Below are 22467 nucleotides of genomic sequence, written 5' to 3'. Positions count from 1 at the left end.
CTAGCACCCAAAATGATAAAAAGTTTTTGGGTGTGTTTTATCTGCCATTGCTGTGATTTATGCTTGGTTGATATTGATACGACAAGGTGTGTCGACGATCCCAGTAACGTGATGTAACTGATAAATAAACACGTTACCCGATAATGGATAATCAACGAGTTGCTGTTGAGTCAGTTCAATACGTGATGTTGTCACAATTAACCAATCTAAATTTGGGCCTCCAATGGCGACACTAGAGGGTTGTACAGCAGGTAGAATTAACTTTTCGACGATATGACCATCTGGATGATAACGTACCACGCTATGATCGCCCCATTGGGCATTCCACATAAAGCCATGTGCATCAATAGTTGAACCATCAGGAAATACATGATCTTCGGTGGTCGCAAACAAGGCTTTATCCGTTAATGTTTTGTGAGTTGGGTTATAGCGATATTGATGGATGCAATGTTTTTCAGAGTCTGCGTGATACATAATGTTACCGTCAGGGCTCCAACACAAACCATTAGAGATCAAAATATCTTCAATGGTTTTATGGCATTCACCGTGGTTATCTATCCGGTACAAGTTGCCTTGTTGATGTTGATCATGACGGGTTTCAACCATGGTTCCCGCCCAAAAATGTCCACTGCGATCGGTGCGGCCATCATTAAAACGGTTACCTTTCTGTGCAACTTCAGGTTGGCTAAGCCATGTTAATGCATGTGTATCGAGATGATACAGTGCAAAACCTTGCTCAAAGGCGACAATTAACTGAAATGTTTGCTGTTCTGCTAAAAACGCAAAGCTGCCAATACGATAGGGTAAACTGTATTGATCGTGCAGCTGAGTCTCGACACTATATTTGTGAATTTTTCCTTGTATGATATCGATCCAATAAATGGCTTGTTGTTGTGGGTGCCATAAAGCATTTTCACCCAAATCATTTTGTGATGGGATAACCTGTATAAGATCGCCGATGCTCTGGGTTAGTGTATTATTCATCTGTCGAATGATGTGCGTGTTGGTACACAACATTAAATCCTGCCAATGTCGCGTCTGTAACATCCCATAATGTTGTGTTGATATTACAGTGATGTAACACTTCAACAAAACATTGGCTTAAGTGAGGTGGACCAATAATCGCCACTGATTCTAATTCTGTTAATTGCCACTCTTGGGCGCTGATAGCTGCGCGAACATCACTTCCTATCAATAGTCCTGATAAATACGCATGTGCTTGTTTGGTTGAGAAATCCTCAAAAAGCTGTTTACTGCGGACGCTATATAATCCGTGATAAAAATTATCGTTAGTAGATGACAAGATAAAATCAGCACCTTCAATAAATGCGCCAAAATCAAATTCTAAATCTGATACTTTTTCTTGGATCAATACGCTGTTAGATGACAATAGGTCATACAGTTCACCGGTTAGCGCAGTTTTGAATAAAATGACTTTACCTTCTTCAATTAGCACCCATTTAGTATGGGTTCCAGGCAAGCATACAAGATGTCGACCAACTAGATGCTGTGGAGCCATCGCAAGCCAGCCCAGTAAATGAAATTCTTCTCCACGCATCGAGTCATGGAGTTGGTTATAAAGCTGGCAACTTAATCCTGGGAATATGGTGACTTGATGGCCTTGACTGTCAAAGCGCGTCCCGGCAGAGATCACCTCTTGGGGCGAAATAGGACAAGCAAGATATTGGGTTTCTTTCCAGCCAATGCTTGAACCTATTTGACCTATCATCAATATAGGTAGTTTTCCAAAACGATTAGCCCAAGGTGCAATACTGTCCATTAGTGTGGTTTCAAAATCGGTTTGAATTTTCTTCACGCCGACATTATTGGCTTGTTCAAGCACTATTAATGGTTTACCGACTTCGGCTAAACATAGATAAGCACGTAAATGGCTTGTGCCCCAATCGACAGCAATAAAATGTTGATATTTAGCAAGCAAGCTAAGCTCTCCCACCGTCAATATTGATACACTGACCGGTGATCAATTCACTATTGTTTGAGGCTAAAAACAGGGCGAGTTTGGCAACATCTTGAGGGGTGATTCGGCGTTTTAATGCCATCGCATCAGTCCATTTTTGCTCTTCTTGTTCTGTTAGCCAACTGGCCAGCTGCTTTTCGGTGGCGACCCAACCGGGCAAAATGGCATTGACACGAATACCAGATTCTCCAAACTCACGCGACAATGAGCGTGTCATACCAATTAAGCCTGCTTTTGCTGTCACGTAGCCAGTCATTTGTTGTGAGCCTAATAACGCGGTGATTGAACTGAAATTAATAATGCTACCGGAATGCTGCTGCTTCATTAAAATATAAGCCGCTTGAGATGCAAAAAAAGCAGGGTCTAAATTAATTTGCATGCACTTATGCCAATCATGGGCTGAAATCGTTTCGACATCTTGGCGCGCATCATTAGCGACATTATTTATCAGTACGTCAAAACGGCCAAAGTGTTGACCAACATCTCTAATGGCTTGTTGTAATGATTCGGAATCGGTGGCATCGACAGCGCGAAACCAAATTGATGAAGCATCAATTTTGGCCATTTTGCTAAGTAGATTGGCTGCTGTTTTATGATCGATATCAATAAAAGCCACTTTAGCTTGTTGATGTATGAAGGCTTCGACCATAGATGCGCCAATACCGCTGGCGCCGCCAGTAATAAAGATGACTTTGTCTTTCAAGTCTTGATATTGGGTTAACAAACTCACTTATAACGCTCCAAACCTACTTTTTATGATTATGGTTAACTAGCGGTATTTGTTGGATTTAATGATTAATCCGAAAAATAATGATGATTATTAAGTCTATTTCTAACATTAACACCACTGAAAACAAAGTTATATCGTAATTGCGTTTAAATATGATATAACAGATTTATGTACTGAATATTGGACAGTAAAAGCATGAATAATTCTCCACGTCAAAATTTAACACATCAATTAACTCACGATTTGGGCATTGCCATTGTAAAAGGGGTTTACCCTGTTGGCGAAGGTTTACCCTCTGAAGCTGATTTGTGTATTGAATACGATGTTAGCCGTAGCTCAACGCGTGAAGCGGTAAAAATGCTGTCTGCAAAAGGCCTTATTTCATCTCGGCCTAAACAAGGTATTCGCGTGTTGCCTGAAAGCAATTGGAACATGTTTGATACCGACGTATTAAAATGGATTTTAAGCAGTAAACCGTCATTGTCTTTACTGAAAGAGTTTACTCAAGTGAGGGTTGCGCTAGAACCGCAAGCGGCGGCACTTGCAGCAATGAACGCATCTGATGAGCAATTAGCGTCTATCGAGAAGGCACTCGAACGTATGGTTGAAGCTGAACAAGGTTTAGATGACCCGTTAGAAGCGGATATTGCATTTCATACCAGCATCCTAATCGCCAGTGGTAACCGTTTTTTTGTGCAATTAACCGAGTTTATTGGTACCGCACTCAGGGTGAGCATTCGTTACACCAACAAGATAAAAGGCGTGCCGGGTGCGGATGTGAAAAAGCATGCCGAAATTTTTAATGCGATTAAAGCGCGCAATCCTGAATTATCTAAAGCCGCTGTTTCAATGATTTTAGATGAAGCACTTGAGCTGATTGAGTTGAAGTTGTAGTCGGTCGAAACAATCATAAAAAGAGCACCTAAAGGGTGCTCTTTTGCTTAATGGGGATAAATAATGCGCGCTATAAAGAGGCGCGCGATAAAGTATTATTTCACTTCATTTAACTCAAAAATCAACGACGTTTGTGGGAAGGTAATCGGCAACTGCATGCCAAAGGTCATTAATGCTTCACCACTAAAGGTTTGATCGTCTGTCATGGCTAATACAGACGGTGAGTAGAATGAAAATCCGGCCGGCCAAATTAGTGATAGTTGATAATCTCTGTCGGCATCTAATCCTGCAAAATGATATTTTGGCGGATTAGTTCGTTGGGTCTCTTTGACGCTGTTGTAAGCAAACAAAGCTTGGGTTTGGTTTGTACTAACAATACCAAAGTTGATTGAGTCGCCATCGCTGTTTAATCGTACCAACTTGCCACTGTGAATTAACTGACGATGCTGTTTGTGCAGCTTGATTATCTGCTGTAACTGCTCACGTTCATCATGGGTTAACTCTCGAGGATCCATTTCAATCCCCATGTGGCCAAAGAAAGCGACCGCGGCTCGCATGGCAATATTGATGTGTCGCCCGGTAATGTGGCAATCGCGCGGGCCAACATGCGCCCCCATCACTTCTGCTGGGAAAAAGAATGAACAACCACGTTGAATGGTGAGTCGATCTAATGCGTCATTTGAATCTGAAGTCCATACTCGATCAGTGTGTTGTAATACACCGTAATCAACTCGCGCACCACCAGAGGAACAACTTTCAATTTCAATGTGTGGATGACTATCTTTAAGGCGCTTGATTAAAGCATAAGCGGCTTTAGTTTGTTGATGTACTGCCGGCTTACCCAATAAATTACCTGCATGATTGAGATCGCGGTTCATGTCCCATTTGAGGTAGAGAATTTGTGGGTATTCAACCAAGATATCGTTAATCGCATTAAACAGATATTCAGTCACGTCTGGGTTCGTCATGTCTAGCACTAGCTGTTTTCTAAATTGCAGCTGCTCGTTACCTTGGGTTTGTAGCGCCCATTCAGGGTGGTTGCGATATAAATCGCTGTCTGGATTAACCATTTCAGGTTCAAACCATAAACCAAATTCCATGCCCACGTTATTAACATGATCAATCAGTGGTTGCAGTCCGTCTGGGTAAATTTCACGATCAACAGTCCAGTCACCTAAACCGGCAAAGTCACCACGGCGACCTTTAAACCAGCCGTCATCGAGTACAAATCGTTCTGCGCCAATGTCAGCCGCTTGGGTCGCTAATGATTGTAAAACAGCAACATCATGGTCAAAGTAAATTCCTTCCCAAGTGTTGTAGTGCACTGGGCGTGGCTTTAGGCGTACCTTTTCAGTGATAAGTGATTGACGAACATACTGATGGAAGCAATGAGATAAGCCACTAAAACCGTCATTAGAATAGGCTGTATATAATGTTGGGCTGACATAAGACTCGTTAGGCGCGAGTATCATTTCACCAGGCATTAATAATTCACCTAATTGGGCATAACTGCGGCCTTCTGCAAGTAACTCCGCTCGCATTTTATGGTTGCCACTCCAACCTAAATGAAAACCATAACACTCACCGCCTTGTTCATGGGTGAGTTTGTTGTGCATTACCATGCCCGGGAAATTGTCGTGTGAGGTTTTACCTTTACGGTTTTCACGCACAAAACTGCCTAAGAAGGTATCAAAAGACTTGCGTTGGAATTCGTTCGACCAACGGCCTTCAAACGACATTACTTGGTCAATATGCAGAGGCATCGGAATGGTTGGCGCTGCACACCAATTCACATTAACTGAGGTTTGGCCTAAATTGGTTAATTCTGTTGTCGCACTGAGTACGTCACTGCGTGGGTTAAGCTGTAAGTGATGCTTAACGCTTAGCTGACGTAGGGTATCTACTGACTCGAAATACACTTCGTTTTCATTCGGTTGGTTCACTTGTGTTAGTGCACCACCAATTGACCATGCAATGTTGTTATCAAAAATTTCAATGCCAGGTGCACCGGTAAAACCTTCACCCATTAACGGCGATAATGAAATAGGCGCTTCAACAACAACTGAGCATTTAGCTTCTTGTCTGGTGCTTAACCGTTTCATCATGTCAAAGCTGGTCTTTTCAGATAACTTTTTACCAAAATACAAAATGGCAGGAGTCTTGTTTAAGCAATCAACGATCAAGCTAGTATGTTGGCCATTAAGCAAAACGAACTGGGGATGTGACATGATATTGTCCTTGATTGACGTTTTTGTGTTTATACACACTGATTAAGCATACATATTCGAATGTGTTGGATTGAGCCAGCAACATTCTGCAGTGTGTTAATGATGTATTCGGATTATTTTAAAATACTATATATCATATAAATACTAGGTTAGTATATTGATCGTCATTAAAAATTGGTTAAATAACCCCGTAATTTTGCTTATGACAGTAGGGTAGAACCTTAACAATATCCTATGTTCGAGCCAACGGTTTTACGCACTATATATTGGAGATTAACATGTTAGGAGTTTGCTACTACCCTGAGCATTGGCCTGAATCTATGTGGCAACAAGACGCAAAAGAAATGCGTCAGCTTGGATTACAGTATGTGCGTATTGGCGAGTTTGCGTGGTCTAGAATTGAGACTCGTGATGGCGAGTATTCTTTTGAGTGGCTGGATCGTGCCATTGAAACGTTAGCTAACGAAGGGCTGCAAGTGATTATGTGCACGCCAACGGCTACGCCTCCTAAATGGTTAATCGACAAATACCCAGACATTTTACCTGTCGATATTAAAACAGGTACTACCCGTGGCTTTGGTTCGCGCCGTCATTATGATTTTTCAAGTGATAACTACTTTCGTGAAGCAATGCGTATCTCTACCGTTATTGCACAACGCTATGGTCAACATCCTGGCATCTGTGGCTGGCAAACGGACAACGAGATTGCTTGTCACGATACTACTCATAGTGGCTCATTGGTGGCTAAGTCAGCATTTCAACAGTGGTGCAAAGCCTATTATCACAACGATATTGAAAAGCTCAATACTGCCTGGGGTAATGTTTTCTGGTCGATGGAATATCAAGATTTTGAACAAATCGAATTACCTATTCTAGCGGTAACTGAAACCAATCCTGCTCATCAACTGGCTTACCGTCGTTTTAGTTCTGACCAAGTGGTGAAGTTTCATGATGCAATGGTTGAGATCATTCGTGCTCATGCGCCAAATCGTTTTGTAACCCATAACTTTATCCCGTTAGTCGATACTCAAGCCGATAACTTTGCATTAGCCAAAAACCTCGATTTTGTCAGTTACGACAATTACCCGCTCGGTCGTTCAGATATGTTTTTTAAACATATGCCAGCAGAACAATTTAAACCGTACATGCGTACCGGACACCCTGACTTTTCAAGTTACTCGTTTGACCAAAGCCGTGGTGTGAGTAATAAAAACTTTTGGGTAATGGAGCAGCAACCTGGTCCAGTAAATTGGGCGCATCACAACCCTCGTCCTGAAAAAGGCATGGTTAGACTGTGGTCATGGCAGGCGTTTGCCCATGGTGCAGACTGCGTGTGTTATTTCCGTTGGCGCCAAGTGCCATTTGCGCAAGAGCAAATGCATGCAGGCATTAAACGTAACGATAATTCGAAAGCTGCAGCTTGGGCTGAAGTTGAGCAAATGCGTGACGAGTTGGCCAAAGTCGATTTTACCATTAGCGATCCAGTACAAGCGAAAGTGGCTATCGTGACAGGTGCTAACAGTCAGTGGGTGACCGAGATTGAACGCCAAGGTGACAGTTACAATCATCAACGCGTTGAGTTTGCTTATTACTCGGCATTACGTCAGTTAGGGTTAGCTGTAGATTTTGTCTCTGTAGATCATGATTTGACACAGTATGCTTTAGTTGTCGCACCGTGTTTACCGATTGTGCCGCAAGCCTTTGTTGATAAATGTCAGCAAGCCAACGTACATTTGGTTATCGGTCCTCGCTCAGGTAGTAAAACGGATGAATTGTCATTAGTGCCTACGTTAGCACCGGGAGCATTCCAAGTTTTAGTTCCTGTAAGAGTATTATCAACTGAAACCATTCGTCCAGACTGCAGTGAAGTCTTGCATTTTAATGGGGTTGAGTTTGAAAGCCAGTGCTGGCGAGAGGAGCTAGAACTCGGCGATGGTGTTGATGTGGTGGCGACGTATCATGATGGTAGTCCTGCTGTGGCTCGTCATCAAAATACTAGCTATGTAGCGACATTGACCTGTGATGGATTTTTACTCGAGTACTTTAAAATGCTTGCAGTAGAGTTAGGATTAACCACATTAGCGTTACCTAAAGATATGCGTGTGGTTAAGCGTGGTCAGTATGCTTACTTGTTTAACTACGCCGGTTATTCGCAAACTGTACCAAGTGAGTTACAAGGGCAATACGTTTTAGGCAGTGCAAACCTTGCTGCTTACGATGTTGCTATCATTAAACTCGTATAGTGTAGCAACAAGTATATGTTAGTAAGATTATGGCCATCAATCTGGCCATAATCTTAGCTCACAAGCTGAATTGACTCTGTTGTTATCTCAGCTTGTTGCATCTTTTTCAACTCAATGTTTTTCCACACCTTGTCATGAAAGTAGAACACAACTGTATTAACGGCAGGTTCAAGCAGGGCAATGGTACCACCGATAATAATGCTACCGGTTAATAGGTAGGTAATCGTAAAAGCGACACTGAAGTGTAAAATGGCAAAGCTAATAGTCTTTTTCATGATGAATCCCCTGTTTGATTTATTCAAATGATAACAGTTATCATTATCAAGTAAAGAGGGTTAATTCGATTATTGCAAATGAAAATTTCGATTACGTTTATTATTTTTAATCTTGAAACAAATAAAGACCCTAAGTAGGGTCTTTCATATAATTAATCACATGAATAAATGCAGTCTATAACATCAGGTGTTGAGATTAGTAATGCCAAGGAAAACGTGAAAAGTCTTGATCTCGTTTTTCTAAAAAGGCATCGCGACCTTCTTGAGCTTCTTCACTCGCATAGGCTAAGCGTGTTGCTTCACCAGCAAACAGTTGTTGGCCTACTAAACCATCATCAGCCATATTGAAGCCATATTTAAGCATACGCATTGCAGTGGGGGATTTAGAGTTAATCTCTTTGGCCCAAGCTAAGGCTTCAGTTTCTAGTTCGGCATGTGGAATAGCACGATTTACCATGCCCATGTTAAATGCCTCTTCTGCAGAGTAATTAAACCCAAGAAAGAAGATTTCGCGGGCTCGCTTCTGACCAATCATCTTGGCTAAATAAGCACTGCCATATCCGGAGTCAAAGCTACCTACATCAGGGTCGGTTTGCTTAAAAACAGCGTGTTCTTTTGACGCCAATGTTAAATCACAAACCACATGTAAACTATGTCCACCACCCACAGCCCAGCCAGGTACAACCGCAATGACCACTTTAGGCATGAAGCGGATCATTCGCTGCACTTCTAATATATGTAGGCGCCCCATTCGAGCTACATCAGGAGTACCTTCTTCAGCACCTTCATATTTATAGCCATCTTTACCACGAATACGCTGATCGCCACCTGCGCAAAATGAGTATTGACCTTTTGCTGATGGTCCATTTCCTGTAATAAGTACACAACCTACATCGGACCATTGTCTAGCGTGGTCTAGAGCCATATAGAGTTCATCTACTGTTTTAGGACGAAATGAGTTAAGGCAATCAGGCCTGTTTATTGCGATACGCACCGTGCTTTGGGATTTTGCCCGGTGGTAAGTGATGTCTTCAAAATTGAATCCTTCGACAAGATTCCATAACTCAGGGTCAAAGATGTCAGATACTGATTCAGTTTGTGATGGTGTCATAAAAAAACCTAGCCCCTATTGCAGATATTACACAAAGGCTAGGCTTATTTGATACTTAGGTCAATTCGTTAGCATAAAATCGTTAACGAGCACAAGTTATTAGATTTTATCGCAAATAAATTGCAAATTTTCTGTTGAAAAAACAGGGTGGCGAGCACTACTATGGCAGTATTCGATTTTAAACTCACTAATGGCTTCGTTACTGGTAAATACACCATCTAATTCACGAATTTCAATTGTCGATAAACGCTTATAAATTTCCTCTTTAACTTGTGGAATGTGCTTATCGATTTTAATGATTTTTGTACCCGTCATCGAATCAAGCTTTTTATCTGCCTTAGTAAACATCGTTTTAATGTCATTAATTGGCTTATCAAGCTTGTCTGTTTCTGTCGCGAAATAATAAATAATCCCCGCGATTATTGCTAATCCTATCCAGCCTCTCATCTTTTTATCCAATAATGTGTTATTACCTATATAATAAGCTAGTTATCGTTCAATATTAAAGCAGTAAGGCTGTAACATGACGACAGAATCCAACTCCAAGGACTTTTCCAAACAACAACGTATTAAAATCCATCAACCTGATGCTAGTAAAGCAGACAGCTTCAATCCGCGCAACCGTATTTACGTAAGAGCTGTCGATGGTTTATGGACAACCTTACGACGTTATATGGGTTGGATAGCCATGTTATTTTTCTTACTTCTGCCTTGGTTACCTTGGGGAGACCGTCAAGCCGTGTGGTTTAATCTTGCTGAGCAAAAATTTCACGTCTTTGGTTTAACTATTTGGCCACAAGATCTCACCTTGCTTGCCGCACTCTTTATGATAGCCGCATTTGGGCTGTTTTTCGTTACCACTTATCTCGGTCGAGTGTGGTGTGGCTATACTTGCCCACAAACCGTGTGGACCTTCATCTTTATATGGTTTGAAGAAAAGTTTGAAGGCGCGCGTAATAAACGTATCAAGCTTGACCAAATGCCATGGAGTGTCAATAAACTCTGGCGTAAAACAGCAAAACATACTTCTTGGTTATTAATATCACTATTAACAGCCACTACCTTTGTATCCTACTTTGTTCCAAGTCGTGAGCTTTATATTGACTTCTTTACCCTTAATGCAGGTGGCGGGATATATTTTTGGGTGGTTTTCTTCACAATTGCTACTTACGGTAATGCCGGATGGATGCGTGAGATCATGTGTATTCACATGTGTCCCTATGCCCGCTTCCAAGCTGCCATGTTTGATAAGAATACCTATATTGTAGGCTACGACACTCAACGTGGTGAAACCCGTGGTCCTCGTACACGTAAACAAGATCCTAAAGAGATGGGTTTAGGCGACTGTATTGACTGTGACTTGTGTGTACAAGTGTGTCCAACTGGAATCGATATTCGCAATGGTCTGCAATACGAATGTATTAACTGTGGTGCTTGTATCGATGCATGTGATAACACAATGGAACGCATGGGATACGACAAAGGGTTAATCAGTTACACAACAGAAAACAAACTTGATGGTGTGCAAGAAAAGGTATTACGACCTAAGTTAGTGGGTTACGGTGTGGTACTCACGGTGATGATATTAATATTCATATATGCCAGCGCAACGATTGCACCTGTGCGTATGGATGTCATTAGAGATAGAAACTCACTTTATCGAGAAAACAACCAAGGCAATACAGAGAATACCTTTACGATTAAAATTCTCAATAAAACAGAACAGCCGCAAGAATATGAGCTAAGCGTCGAAGGATTGCCTAATGCCAGATGGATTGGCCCACAGCATGTATCGATAGAAGCGGGTGAAGTATTAACCTTACCAATTAGTATTGCTGTTGATCCTATTGAGTTGAAGAGAAGTATCACCAAAATCGATATCAAAATAACTGCGCAAATAGATGGCAGCCCAATAGAAATAAAACAGGAAACTCGATTCTTTGGTGATTAGAACTGAGTGAAATAGCCGAAAAAGGGACGGATAGTCCCTTTTTTGTTCTTTTCGATTGAAAAAGCACCTCTCGGTCATGTTTTTGCAATATTTAGCCTATTTATGCTTGCACAAATAATTAAGCTCCCTATAATGCGCAACCACTGACACGGCATACGTCGCTGGCAGGTTGTAAGGTTCAAATTGAAGTTTACAACGGCGAAAAGAAAGTTTGAAAAAACACTTGACGCCAACCCGGGAAAGCGTAGAATACGCACCCCAAGCCAACGACCTAGCGTCAACGGCCGCTGAATGAAAAATCGAAAGATGTTCATGTTAGCAACGTTCTTTAACAATCTAAACAAGAAATCTGTGTGGACATTCACAGGTATTGAGTTATTCGAAATTGTCTTCTGTTCTTCGGAATGTTGGCAATCAAAAAATTACAACTCAATGCAACGATGAATGTTCATAGTAATATGTACAAACATTTAATTGATTCTTCCGAGTCTTTTAAATGAAATCAGAATTCATTGAGCCGAAAGCGTCGTTCTTATTTATAAGAGTGGGGTTTTCAAAAGAACTTTAATTGAAGAGTTTGATCATGGCTCAGATTGAACGCTGGCGGCAGGCCTAACACATGCAAGTCGAGCGGTAACACAAGGGAGCTTGCTTCTGAGGTGACGAGCGGCGGACGGGTGAGTAATGCCTAGGGATCTGCCCAGTCGAGGGGGATAACAGTTGGAAACGACTGCTAATACCGCATACGCCCTACGGGGGAAAGGAGGGGACCTTCGGGCCTTCCGCGATTGGATGAACCTAGGTGGGATTAGCTAGTTGGTGAGGTAATGGCTCACCAAGGCGACGATCCCTAGCTGTTCTGAGAGGATGATCAGCCACACTGGGACTGAGACACGGCCCAGACTCCTACGGGAGGCAGCAGTGGGGAATATTGCACAATGGGGGAAACCCTGATGCAGCCATGCCGCGTGTGTGAAGAAGGCCTTCGGGTTGTAAAGCACTTTCAGTAGGGAGGAAAGGTAATAGTTTAATAAACTATTACTGTGACGTTACCTACAGAAGAAGGACCGGCTAACTCCGTGCCAGCAGCCGCGGTAATACGGAGGGTCCGAGCGTTAATCGGAATTACTGGGCGTAAAGCGTGCGCAGGCGGTTTGTTAAGCCAGATGTGAAATCCCCGGGCTCAACCTGGGAATTGCATTTGGAACTGGCGAACTAGAGTCTTGTAGAGGGGGGTAGAATTCCAGGTGTAGCGGTGAAATGCGTAGATATCTGGAGGAATACCGGTGGCGAAGGCGGCCCCCTGGACAAAGACTGACGCTCATGCACGAAAGCGTGGGGAGCAAACAGGATTAGATACCCTGGTAGTCCACGCCGTAAACGATGTCTACTCGGAGTTTGGTGACTTAGTCACTGGGCTCCCAAGCTAACGCATTAAGTAGACCGCCTGGGGAGTACGGCCGCAAGGTTAAAACTCAAATGAATTGACGGGGGCCCGCACAAGCGGTGGAGCATGTGGTTTAATTCGATGCAACGCGAAGAACCTTACCTACTCTTGACATCCACAGAAGAGACCAGAGATGGACTTGTGCCTTCGGGAACTGTGAGACAGGTGCTGCATGGCTGTCGTCAGCTCGTGTTGTGAAATGTTGGGTTAAGTCCCGCAACGAGCGCAACCCCTATCCTTATTTGCCAGCACGTAATGGTGGGAACTCTAGGGAGACTGCCGGTGATAAACCGGAGGAAGGTGGGGACGACGTCAAGTCATCATGGCCCTTACGAGTAGGGCTACACACGTGCTACAATGGCGTATACAGAGGGTTGCAAAGCCGCGAGGTGGAGCTAATCTCACAAAGTACGTCGTAGTCCGGATCGGAGTCTGCAACTCGACTCCGTGAAGTCGGAATCGCTAGTAATCGTGGATCAGAATGCCACGGTGAATACGTTCCCGGGCCTTGTACACACCGCCCGTCACACCATGGGAGTGGGCTGCAAAAGAAGTGGGTAGTTTAACCTTCGGGAGAACGCTCACCACTTTGTGGTTCATGACTGGGGTGAAGTCGTAACAAGGTAGCCCTAGGGGAACCTGGGGCTGGATCACCTCCTTACCTATACGACTAACTCAATACCTAAAGTGCAGCGATGCATGTGAGTGTTCACACAGATTACTTGTTAACTTCTTCGGAAGTAGAGTGAAACACACCGCTTGCCGGTTAAGTGTTGTTCTTTAACAATTTGGAAAGCTGATAGTACTAACTAAAGGCGCATGAATGATGATTCGTTGTCGTTTGTGTGATTACGTTAGTGCGAAAAACGTTAATGCGAAAGCATTAACACTTGAGTTCTCAAAACACTGTTTAAGTGTCTTGAATATTCTAAAAACTAAGGCGAGTCCACTTCCTACCCTGGAGGTGAGACAAGTAAAAACCAGCTGGTCATAATACGACCCTGTTTTTCTTACTTTATTTCGATAAGGTAAGCGCAGTTAATCGAAACGGTGTCTAAGCCGTGAAACGAATGAGAAAGGAGTGTAGCAGCGCTACATGACTGACGAATGAGGTTCACAATAACGACAGCGTGATGAGTAACAAGCGAAAAAAGAAAGTGCTGTTGTACGTGAAGCATCAAAGCGTGTGTTCGACATGCGTCCGTTTGATGTTCAATTACTCGGCGGCATGGTTTTAGACAGCAATCGTATTGCTGAAATGCGAACCGGTGAAGGTAAAACTCTAACGGCAACTTTGCCAGCTTACCTTAACGGCATAACGGGCAAAGGTGTTCACATCATTACTGTGAACGATTACTTAGCTACACGTGATGCTGAGAATAACCGTCCATTATTTGAGTTTTAGGTTTAAGTGTCGGAATTAACATTGCTGGCTTAGGTTCATTCGAAAAGAAAGAAGCCTACAATGCAGATATTACCTACGGTACTAATAATGAATTTGGTTTTGACTACCTTCGCGACAACATGGCGTTTTCTCCACAAGAGCGCGTTCAGCGACCATTGCACTATGCCCTTATTGATGAAGTCGATTCAATTCTAATTGATGAAGCCCGTACACCATTGATTATTTTCTGGTGCGGCAGAAGACAGCTCTGAATTAACGCCAAAATTAATTTATTGATCCCAAGTCTCATCGCTCAAGACAAAGAAGACACCGAAGACTATGTTGGTGAAGGTGACTATAGTATTGACGAAAAGGGTAAACAGGTTCATTTAACTGAACGTGGTCAAGAAAAAGTTGAACAGCTATTAATTGAAAAAGGCATGTTAGCCGAAGGTGACTCGCTCTATTCTGCGACGAACATTTCGTTATTGCATCATGTTCATGCGGCACTTCGCGCCCATACCTTGTTTGAAAAAGATATCGACTATATTGTACAAGACGATGAAGTTATTATTGTCGACGAACATACAGGCCGTACTATGCCTGGTCGTAGATGGTCAGAAGGCTTGCATCAAGCTGTCGAAGCCAAAGAAGGCGCTAAAATCCAGAATGAAAACCAAACTCTGGCTTCTATCACTTTCCAAAATTATTTCAGACAGTATGAAAAGCTTGCCGGTATGACAGGTACAGCAGATACCGAAGCATTCGAATTTCAACATATCTATGGTTTAGATACCGTGTTGTTCCTACAAATCGCCCAATGGTTCGTAAAGATATGGCCGACTTGGTCTATCTTACCGCGCCAGAAAATGCAGCGATTATTAAAGATATCGAAGGTTGTCGTGAACGTGGCCAACCAGTATTAGTGGGTACTGTCTCTATTGAACAATCAGAACTACTTAACTCATTATTGAAAAAAGCTAACATTCCGCATAGCGTGCTCAATGCTAAGTTTCATGAAAAAGAAGCAGAGATTGTTGCTCAAGCCGGTAGTTTAGGTGCTGTGACTATTGCAACTAACATGGCTGGCCGTGGTACAGATATCGTATTAGGCGGTAACTGGAACATGGAAATTGAAGCGCTAGATAATCCAACGGCAGAACAGAAAGCTAAGATTAAAGCTGACTGGAAAATACGTCATGATGAAGTGCTTGCTGCAGGTGGTTTGCATATCCTAGGTACAGAACGTCACGAATCTCGTCGTATCGATAATCAGTTACGCGGTCGTGCTGGTCGTCAAGGTGATGCGGGTTCTTCACGTTTTTACTTGTCGATGGAAGATAGCTTAATGCGTATCTTCGCTTCAGATCGAGTATCTGGCATGATGAAAAAGCTCGGTATGGAAGAGGGTGAGGCTATTGAGCATCCTTGGGTATCACGTGCTATTGAAAACGCTCAACGTAAAGTTGAAGCTCGTAACTTTGATATCCGTAAGCAATTGCTCGAATATGATGATGTCGCTAACGATCAACGTCAAGTTGTCTATGCACAGCGTAACGAGCTAATGGATGCTGAAAGTATTCAAGACACTATCCAGAATATCGAACAAGATGTGATAAGTGGAATTGTCGATCAATATATTCCACCGCAATCACTTGAAGAACTTTGGGATGTACCGGGGCTTGAACAACGCCTTGGTAATGAATTTGGCCTAAAGCTAACAATTCAAGAATGGTTAGATCAAGATGATAATCTGCATGAAGAAACGTTACGCGAACGGATTCTAACGTCATGGAGTGAATTATATAAAGCTAAAGAAGAGATGGTCGGTGCACAAGTATTACGTCAATTTGAAAAGCGGTAATGCTGCAAACACTAGATGGACTCTGGAAAGAGCACTTAGCTGCCATGGATCACTTACGCCAAGGTATTCATTTACGCGGTTATGCACAGAAAAATCCAAAGCAAGAATATAGCGTGAATCGTTTGAATTATTCCAACAATTGCTTGAAACACTGAAAATGACGTGATAAGCGTACTGTCTAAAGTACAAGTTCAAGCGCAGTCAGATGTTGATGAAATGGAGCAGCGTCGCCGGGATGAAGATGCAAAGATTAAACTGGCTTATCAACACGCAGCAGCAGAAGCATTAAGTGATACAGCAGAGCAACAAATAGAGCGCCTAAAACAGTCATCCGTGAAGGTGAGAAAATAGGCCGTAACGATCCGTGCCCATGTGGTTCAGGACAAAAGTACAAACAATGTCACGGTAAACTCAGTTAACTCTCTGTTCACTATTGATGTTAGATAAAAAAGGTAGCGATTATTCGCTACCTTTTTGTTTCTGGGATAATAAAACTGACTGATAAATTCACCCTTTGTGGATAACTTTGGGGTAAATAGTGGGTATCATGTAGTTAAGTGCTCAAATGAATAAAAGATCATAAAAAGATCATTTTTTTGCACAAAAGCGCTTGCACTAAATCTTAAGCTGCCTATAATGCGCATCCACTGACACGGCATACAGCGAAAGCGAAAACCAGTTAGCGTTATTAACAACTACTTAGTAGTGTTGGTAACAGGCGAAAAAGTTTGAAAAAACACTTGACGCAATAAAGGGAATGCGTAGAATACGCAGCCCAAGCCAACGACCTAGCGTCTGACGGCGATGTCTGAAAAATCGACATCAAGCTCTTTAACAATTTATCAAGTAATCTGTGTGGACATTCACAGGTATTGAGTTATTCGAAATTGTCTTCTGTTCTTCGGAATGTTGGCAATCAAAAATTTAAACTCAATGCAACGATGAGTGTTCATAGTAATATGTACAAACATTTAATTGATTCTTCCGAGTCTTTTAAATGAAATCAGAATTCATTGAGCCGAAAGCGTCGTTCTTATTTATAAGAGTGGGGTTTTCAAAAGAACTTTAATTGAAGAGTTGATCATGGCTCAGATTGAACGCTGGCGGCAGGCCTAACACATGCAAGTCGAGCGGTAACACAAGGGAGCTTGCTTCTGAGGTGACGAGCGGCGGACGGGTGAGTAATGCCTAGGGATCTGCCCAGTCGAGGGGGATAACAGTTGGAAACGACTGCTAATACCGCATACGCCCTACGGGGGAAAGGAGGGGACCTTCGGGCCTTCCGCGATTGGATGAACCTAGGTGGGATTAGCTAGTTGGTGAGGTAATGGCTCACCAAGGCGACGATCCCTAGCTGTTCTGAGAGGATGATCAGCCACACTGGGACTGAGACACGGCCCAGACTCCTACGGGAGGCAGCAGTGGGGAATATTGCACAATGGGGGAAACCCTGATGCAGCCATGCCGCGTGTGTGAAGAAGGCCTTCGGGTTGTAAAGCACTTTCAGTAGGGAGGAAAGGTAATAGTTTAATAAACTATTACTGTGACGTTACCTACAGAAGAAGGACCGGCTAACTCCGTGCCAGCAGCCGCGGTAATACGGAGGGTCCGAGCGTTAATCGGAATTACTGGGCGTAAAGCGTGCGCAGGCGGTTTGTTAAGCCAGATGTGAAATCCCCGGGCTCAACCTGGGAATTGCATTTGGAACTGGCGAACTAGAGTCTTGTAGAGGGGGTAGAATTCCAGGTGTAGCGGTGAAATGCGTAGATATCTGGAGGAATACCGGTGGCGAAGGCGGCCCCTGGACAAAGACTGACGCTCATGCACGAAAGCGTGGGGAGCAAACAGGATTAGATACCCTGGTAGTCCACGCCGTAAACGATGTCTACTCGGAGTTTGGTGACTTAGTCACTGGGCTCCCAAGCTAACGCATTAAGTAGACCGCCTGGGGAGTACGGCCGCAAGGTTAAAACTCAAATGAATTGACGGGGGCCCCGCACAAGCGGTGGAGCATGTGGTTTAATTCGATGCAACGCGAAGAACCTTACCTACTCTTGACATCCACAGAAGAGACCAGAGATGGACTTGTGCCTTCGGGAACGTGAGACAGGTGCTGCATGGCTGTCGTCAGCTCGTGTTGTGAAATGTTGGGTTAAGTTCCCGCAACGAGCGCAACCCCTATCCTTATTTGCCAGCACGTAATGGTGGGAACTCTAGGGAGACTGCCGGTGATAAACCGGAGGAAGGTGGGGACGACGTCAAGTCATCATGGCCCTTACGAGTAGGGCTACACACGTGCTACAATGGCGTATACAGAGGGTTGCAAAGCCGCGAGGTGGAGCTAATCTCACAAAGTACGTCGTAGTCCGGATCGGAGTCTGCAACTCGACTCCGTGAAGTCGGAATCGCTAGTAATCGTGGATCAGAATGCCACGGTGAATACGTTCCCGGGCCTTGTACACACCGCCCGTCACACCATGGGAGTGGGCTGCAAAAGAAGTGGGTAGTTTAACCTTCGGGAGAACGCTCACCACTTTGTGGTTCATGACTGGGGTGAAGTCGTAACAAGGTAGCCCTAGGGGAACCTGGGGCTGGATCACCTCCTTACCTATACGACTAACTCAATACCTAAAGTGCAGAGATGCATGTGAGTGTTCACACAGATTACTTGATAGAAGAAAGAGAAATTACGTTGGGTCTGTAGCTCAGCTGGTTAGAGCGCACCCCTGATAAGGGTGAGGTCGGTGGTTCAAGTCCACTCTGACCCACCAATCTTTCCTACTCTGCGTTGGATGATAACCGTTTAGTCAACTAAACGTCGCTATCAACCGCCTTGATTAGAAACGATTGGCAAGCCAATTTTTTTGGTAAGACCTTCATTGAAGGTAAACGTAAAATCTCAACTGCATGTAATGGGGCTATAGCTCAGCTGGGAGAGCGCCTGCCTTGCACGCAGGAGGTCTGCGGTTCGATCCCGCATAGCTCCACCATTTACACTTATCATGACGATAAGCATATGCATAGGTTAGAGATGCCAAAGATAACACGAGATTTTATCTTTGGCTTTTTAAGCCCGCTCTTTAACAATTTGGAAAGCTGATAGTACTAACTAAAGGCGCATGAATGACGATTCGTTGTTATTGGTGTGATGATGTTAGTGCGAAAAACGTTAATGCGAAAGCATTAACACTTGAGTTCTCAAAACACTGTTTAAGTGTCTTGAATATTCTAAAAAACTAAGGCGAGTCCACTTCCTGGTCGGAGGTGAGACAAGTAAAAAACCAGCTGGTCATGATATGGCCCAGATGTTCACGCAAGTGAAACTCATTTGGGTTGTATGGTTAAGTGACCAAGCGTATACGGTGGATGCCTTGGCAGTCCAGAGGCGATGAAGGACGTAATAACTGCGAAAGCGTTGGCGAGCTAGTAATAAGCATTTGAGCTAACGATATCCGAATGGGGAAACCCAGCAGCATAAGCTGTTATCACTACATGAATACATAGTGTAGTGAGGCAAACCCGGGAACTGAAACATCTAAGTACCCGGAGGAAAGAAATCAACCGAGATTTCCCCTAGTAGCGGCGAGCGAACGGGGATTAGCCCTTAAGTCTATGGGGTGTTAGTGGAATGTGTTGGAAAGCACAGCGGCACAGGGTGATAGCCCCGTACATGAAAACTAACCATAGATGAAAACGAGTAAGGCGGGACACGTGACATCCTGTTTGAATATGGGGGGACCATCCTCCAAGGCTAAATACTCCTGACTGACCGATAGTGAACCAGTACCGTGAGGGAAAGGCGAAAAGAACCCCTGTGAGGGGAGTGAAATAGAACCTGAAACCGTATACGTACAAGCAGTGGAGCGGTTCTTGAGACCGTGACATGCGTACCTTTTGTATAATGGGTCAGCGACTTACATTTTGTAGCGAGGTTAAGCGAATAGCGGAGCCGTAGGGAAACCGAGTGTTAACTGCGCGTTTAGTTGCAAGGTGTAGACCCGAAACCGAGTGATCTAGCCATGGGCAGGTTGAAGGTTTGAGTAACATCAACTGGAGGACCGAACCGACTTATGTTGAAAAATGAGCGGATGACTTGTGGCTGGGGGTGAAAGGCCAATCAAACTCGGAGATATCTGGTTCTCCTCGAAAGCTATTTAGGGTAGCGCCTCGAGCGAATACCATTGGGGGTAGAGCACTGTTAAGGCTAGGGGGTCATCCCGACTTACCACCCTTTGCAAACTCCGAATACCAATGAGTACTACTCGGGAGACAGACAGCGGGTGCTAACGTCCGTTGTCAAAAGGGAAACAACCCAGGACCGTCAGCTAAGGTCCCAAAGTGTATGTTAAGTGGGAAACGATGTGGGAAGGCTTAGACAGCTAGGATGTTGGCTTAGAAGCAGCCATCATTTAAAGAAAGCGTAATAGCTCACTAGTCGAGTCGGCCTGCGCGGAAGATTTAACGGGGCTAAACATACCACCGAAGCTACGGGTGCATTTCATTAGAGATGCGCGGTAGAGGAGCGTTCTGTAAGCGGTTGAAGGTGAAGGGGTAACCCACACTGGACGTATCAGAAGTGCGAATGCTGACATGAGTAACGATAAAGGGAGTGAAAAACTCCCTCGCCGGAAGACCAAGGGTTCCTGTCCAACGTTAATCGGGGCAGGGTTGAGTCGACCCCTAAGGTGAGGCCGAAAGGCGTAATCGATGGGAAACAGATTAATATTTCTGTACTTCCGCTAACTGCGATGGAGAGACGGAGAAGGCTAGGCTAGCGCGGCGTTGGTAGTCCGCGTTTAAGGTGGTAGGTTGATTTCTAGGCAAATCCGGGAAATCGTACTTTAATGTACAGGCTGAGAGCTGATGACGAGTCACTAAGGTGATGAAGTAGTTGATGCCATGCTTCCAGGAAAATCTTCTAAGCTTCAGGTTAGCGGGAATCGTACCCCAAACCGACACAGGTGGTCGGGTAGAGAATACCAAGGCGCTTGAGAGAACTCGGCTGAAGGAACTAGGCAAAATGGTACCGTAACTTCGGGAGAAGGTACGCTCTTGTTGGTGATGAGACTTGCTCTCTAAGCTGACGGGAGTCGCAGATACCAGGTGGCTGCAACTGTTTATCAAAAACACAGCACTGTGCAAAATCGCAAGATGACGTATACGGTGTGACGCCTGCCCGGTGCCGGAAGGTTAATTGATTGGGTTATCTTCGGAGAAGCTCATGATCGAAGCCCCGGTAAACGGCGGCCGTAACTATAACGGTCCTAAGGTAGCGAAATTCCTTGTCGGGTAAGTTCCGACCTGCACGAATGGCGTAATGATGGCCACGCTGTCTCCAGCCGAGACTCAGTGAAGTTGAAATTGCGGTGAAGATGCCGTATACCCGCGGCTAGACGGAAAGACCCCGTGAACCTTTACTATAGCTTGGCACTGAACATTGAACCTACATGTGTAGGATAGGTGGGAGACTTTGAAGCTTGGACGCTAGTCTGAGTGGAGTCAATCTTGAAATACCACCCTTGTAGTTTTGATGTTCTAACTCTGGCCCCTTATCGGGGTTGAGGACAGTGCCTGGTGGGTAGTTTGACTGGGGCGGTCTCCTCCCAAAGAGTAACGGAGGAGCACGAAGGTTGGCTAAGTACGGTCGGACATCGTACGGTTAGTGCAATGGCATAAGCCAGCTTAACTGCGAGACATACACGTCGAGCAGGTACGAAAGTAGGTCATAGTGATCCGGTGGTTCTGAATGGAAGGGCCATCGCTCAACGGATAAAAGGTACTCCGGGGATAACAGGCTGATACCGCCCAAGAGTTCATATCGACGGCGGTGTTTGGCACCTCGATGTCGGCTCATCACATCCTGGGGCTGAAGTCGGTCCCAAGGGTATGGCTGTTCGCCATTTAAAGTGGTACGCGAGCTGGGTTCAGAACGTCGTGAGACAGTTCGGTCCCTATCTGCCGTGGGCGTTGGATGATTGAAGGGAGCTGCTCCTAGTACGAGAGGACCGGAGTGGACGAACCGCTGGTGTTCGGGTTGTCATGCCAATGGCATTGCCCGGTAGCTACGTTCGGAATCGATAACCGCTGAAAGCATCTAAGCGGGAAGCGAGCCCTAAGATGAGTCATCCCTAGAGCTTTAAGCTCTCTAAAGGGCCGTAGGAGACTACTACGTTGATAGGCAAGGTGTGTAAGCGTTGTGAGGCGTTGAGCTAACTTGTACTAATGACCCGTGAGGCTTAACCATACAACCCAGATGGGTTTTACTGATACGACTTAGTATTAGAATGAGGCGCTTAAACAGTGGTCATAAAATGCTCAATGCGTTTATGACATCAAGTACATTCGTGTACTTGTTGAACTCA

Annotated in this window: 10 protein-coding genes, 2 tRNA genes, 3 rRNA genes and 1 pseudogene; 9 read left to right on the top strand and 7 right to left on the bottom strand. The window is 44.3% G+C overall.

The genetic code is table 11. The features are described 5' to 3' along the window. Positions 1–57: 57 nt before the first annotated feature. The 3 genes from GUY17_RS20860 to GUY17_RS20850 are packed head-to-tail and all read right to left on the bottom strand — an operon-like array spanning position 58 to position 2708. Positions 58–984 carry an SMP-30/gluconolactonase/LRE family protein gene (locus GUY17_RS20860; protein ID WP_162024225.1) on the bottom strand — a complete coding sequence of 309 codons (927 nt, stop codon included), beginning with the start codon at positions 982–984 and terminating at the stop codon, positions 58–60. Further along, positions 977–1939 (bottom strand): 2-dehydro-3-deoxygalactonokinase, encoded by a 963-nt coding sequence (locus GUY17_RS20855; RefSeq protein ID WP_162024224.1) that lies wholly within the window; start codon positions 1937–1939, stop codon positions 977–979. Before GUY17_RS20855 ends, GUY17_RS20860 begins: the two co-directional genes overlap by 8 nt. Position 1940: 1 nt before the next feature. Then, complete coding sequence (locus GUY17_RS20850) at positions 1941–2708, bottom strand: SDR family NAD(P)-dependent oxidoreductase (protein WP_254439841.1); 768 nt, start codon at positions 2706–2708, stop codon at positions 1941–1943. A 195-nt stretch (positions 2709–2903) separates the two neighbouring features. On the opposite strand from GUY17_RS20850, the gene GUY17_RS20845 reads away from it, so the two are divergent. Then, a complete protein-coding gene (locus GUY17_RS20845; protein ID WP_101087323.1) occupies positions 2904–3602 on the top strand; it encodes a FadR/GntR family transcriptional regulator in 699 nt (232 codons plus the stop codon). Between the two features lie 95 nt (positions 3603–3697). On the opposite strand, the gene GUY17_RS20840 is transcribed toward GUY17_RS20845, so the two are convergent. After that, positions 3698–5830: an alpha-galactosidase gene (locus tag GUY17_RS20840; RefSeq protein ID WP_162024223.1), complete on the bottom strand. Its 2133-nt coding sequence runs from the start codon at positions 5828–5830 to the stop codon at positions 3698–3700. A 278-nt stretch (positions 5831–6108) separates the two neighbouring features. Between GUY17_RS20840 and GUY17_RS20835 the strand changes: the two genes are divergently transcribed. Continuing rightward, the gene (locus GUY17_RS20835) at positions 6109–8073 is read left to right on the top strand and encodes a beta-galactosidase (protein ID WP_162024222.1); all 1965 of its coding nucleotides are present in this window, start codon (positions 6109–6111) and stop codon (positions 8071–8073) included. A gap of 53 nt (positions 8074–8126) precedes the next feature. On the opposite strand, the gene GUY17_RS20830 is transcribed toward GUY17_RS20835, so the two are convergent. The 3 genes from GUY17_RS20830 to GUY17_RS20820 form a co-directional block, all read right to left on the bottom strand. Continuing rightward, the gene (locus tag GUY17_RS20830; RefSeq protein WP_101087320.1) at positions 8127–8348 is read right to left on the bottom strand and encodes a DUF2061 domain-containing protein; all 222 of its coding nucleotides are present in this window, start codon (positions 8346–8348) and stop codon (positions 8127–8129) included. A gap of 196 nt (positions 8349–8544) precedes the next feature. After that, positions 8545–9459 (bottom strand): 1,4-dihydroxy-2-naphthoyl-CoA synthase, encoded by a 915-nt coding sequence (locus GUY17_RS20825; protein WP_162024221.1) that lies wholly within the window; start codon positions 9457–9459, stop codon positions 8545–8547. 99 nt (positions 9460–9558) lie between these two features. Beyond that, on the bottom strand, positions 9559–9906 hold the full coding sequence (locus GUY17_RS20820) for a hypothetical protein (RefSeq protein ID WP_101087318.1): 348 nt from the start codon (positions 9904–9906) through the stop codon (positions 9559–9561). 76 nt (positions 9907–9982) lie between these two features. On the opposite strand from GUY17_RS20820, the gene ccoG reads away from it, so the two are divergent. The 7 genes and pseudogenes from ccoG (at position 9983) to GUY17_RS20785 (ending at position 22349) form a co-directional block, all read left to right on the top strand. Continuing rightward, a complete protein-coding gene (ccoG, locus tag GUY17_RS20815) occupies positions 9983–11410 on the top strand; it encodes a cytochrome c oxidase accessory protein CcoG (RefSeq protein WP_162024220.1) in 1428 nt (475 codons plus the stop codon). A gap of 565 nt (positions 11411–11975) precedes the next feature. Continuing rightward, positions 11976–13518, top strand: a 16S ribosomal RNA gene (locus tag GUY17_RS20810). A gap of 498 nt (positions 13519–14016) precedes the next feature. Beyond that, positions 14017–16524, top strand: a pseudogene (gene secA, locus GUY17_RS20805) (preprotein translocase subunit SecA); the annotation flags it as partial. A gap of 647 nt (positions 16525–17171) precedes the next feature. Further along, positions 17172–18712 (top strand): 16S ribosomal RNA (locus tag GUY17_RS20800). Between the two features lie 87 nt (positions 18713–18799). Next, a tRNA-Ile gene (locus tag GUY17_RS20795) sits at positions 18800–18876 on the top strand. 143 nt (positions 18877–19019) lie between these two features. Continuing rightward, a tRNA-Ala gene (locus GUY17_RS20790) sits at positions 19020–19095 on the top strand. A gap of 349 nt (positions 19096–19444) precedes the next feature. After that, positions 19445–22349 (top strand): 23S ribosomal RNA (locus GUY17_RS20785). The 16S and 23S rRNA genes sit together here with 2 tRNA genes alongside, the layout of an rRNA operon. The last annotated feature ends 118 nt before the right edge of the window (positions 22350–22467 follow it).

The sequence above is a fragment of the Shewanella sp. Arc9-LZ genome (assembly GCF_010092445.1).
In the GTDB taxonomy this organism is placed as follows: Bacteria; Pseudomonadota; Gammaproteobacteria; order Enterobacterales; family Shewanellaceae; genus Shewanella.
This window is presented reverse-complemented; position numbering and strand designations above follow the sequence as displayed.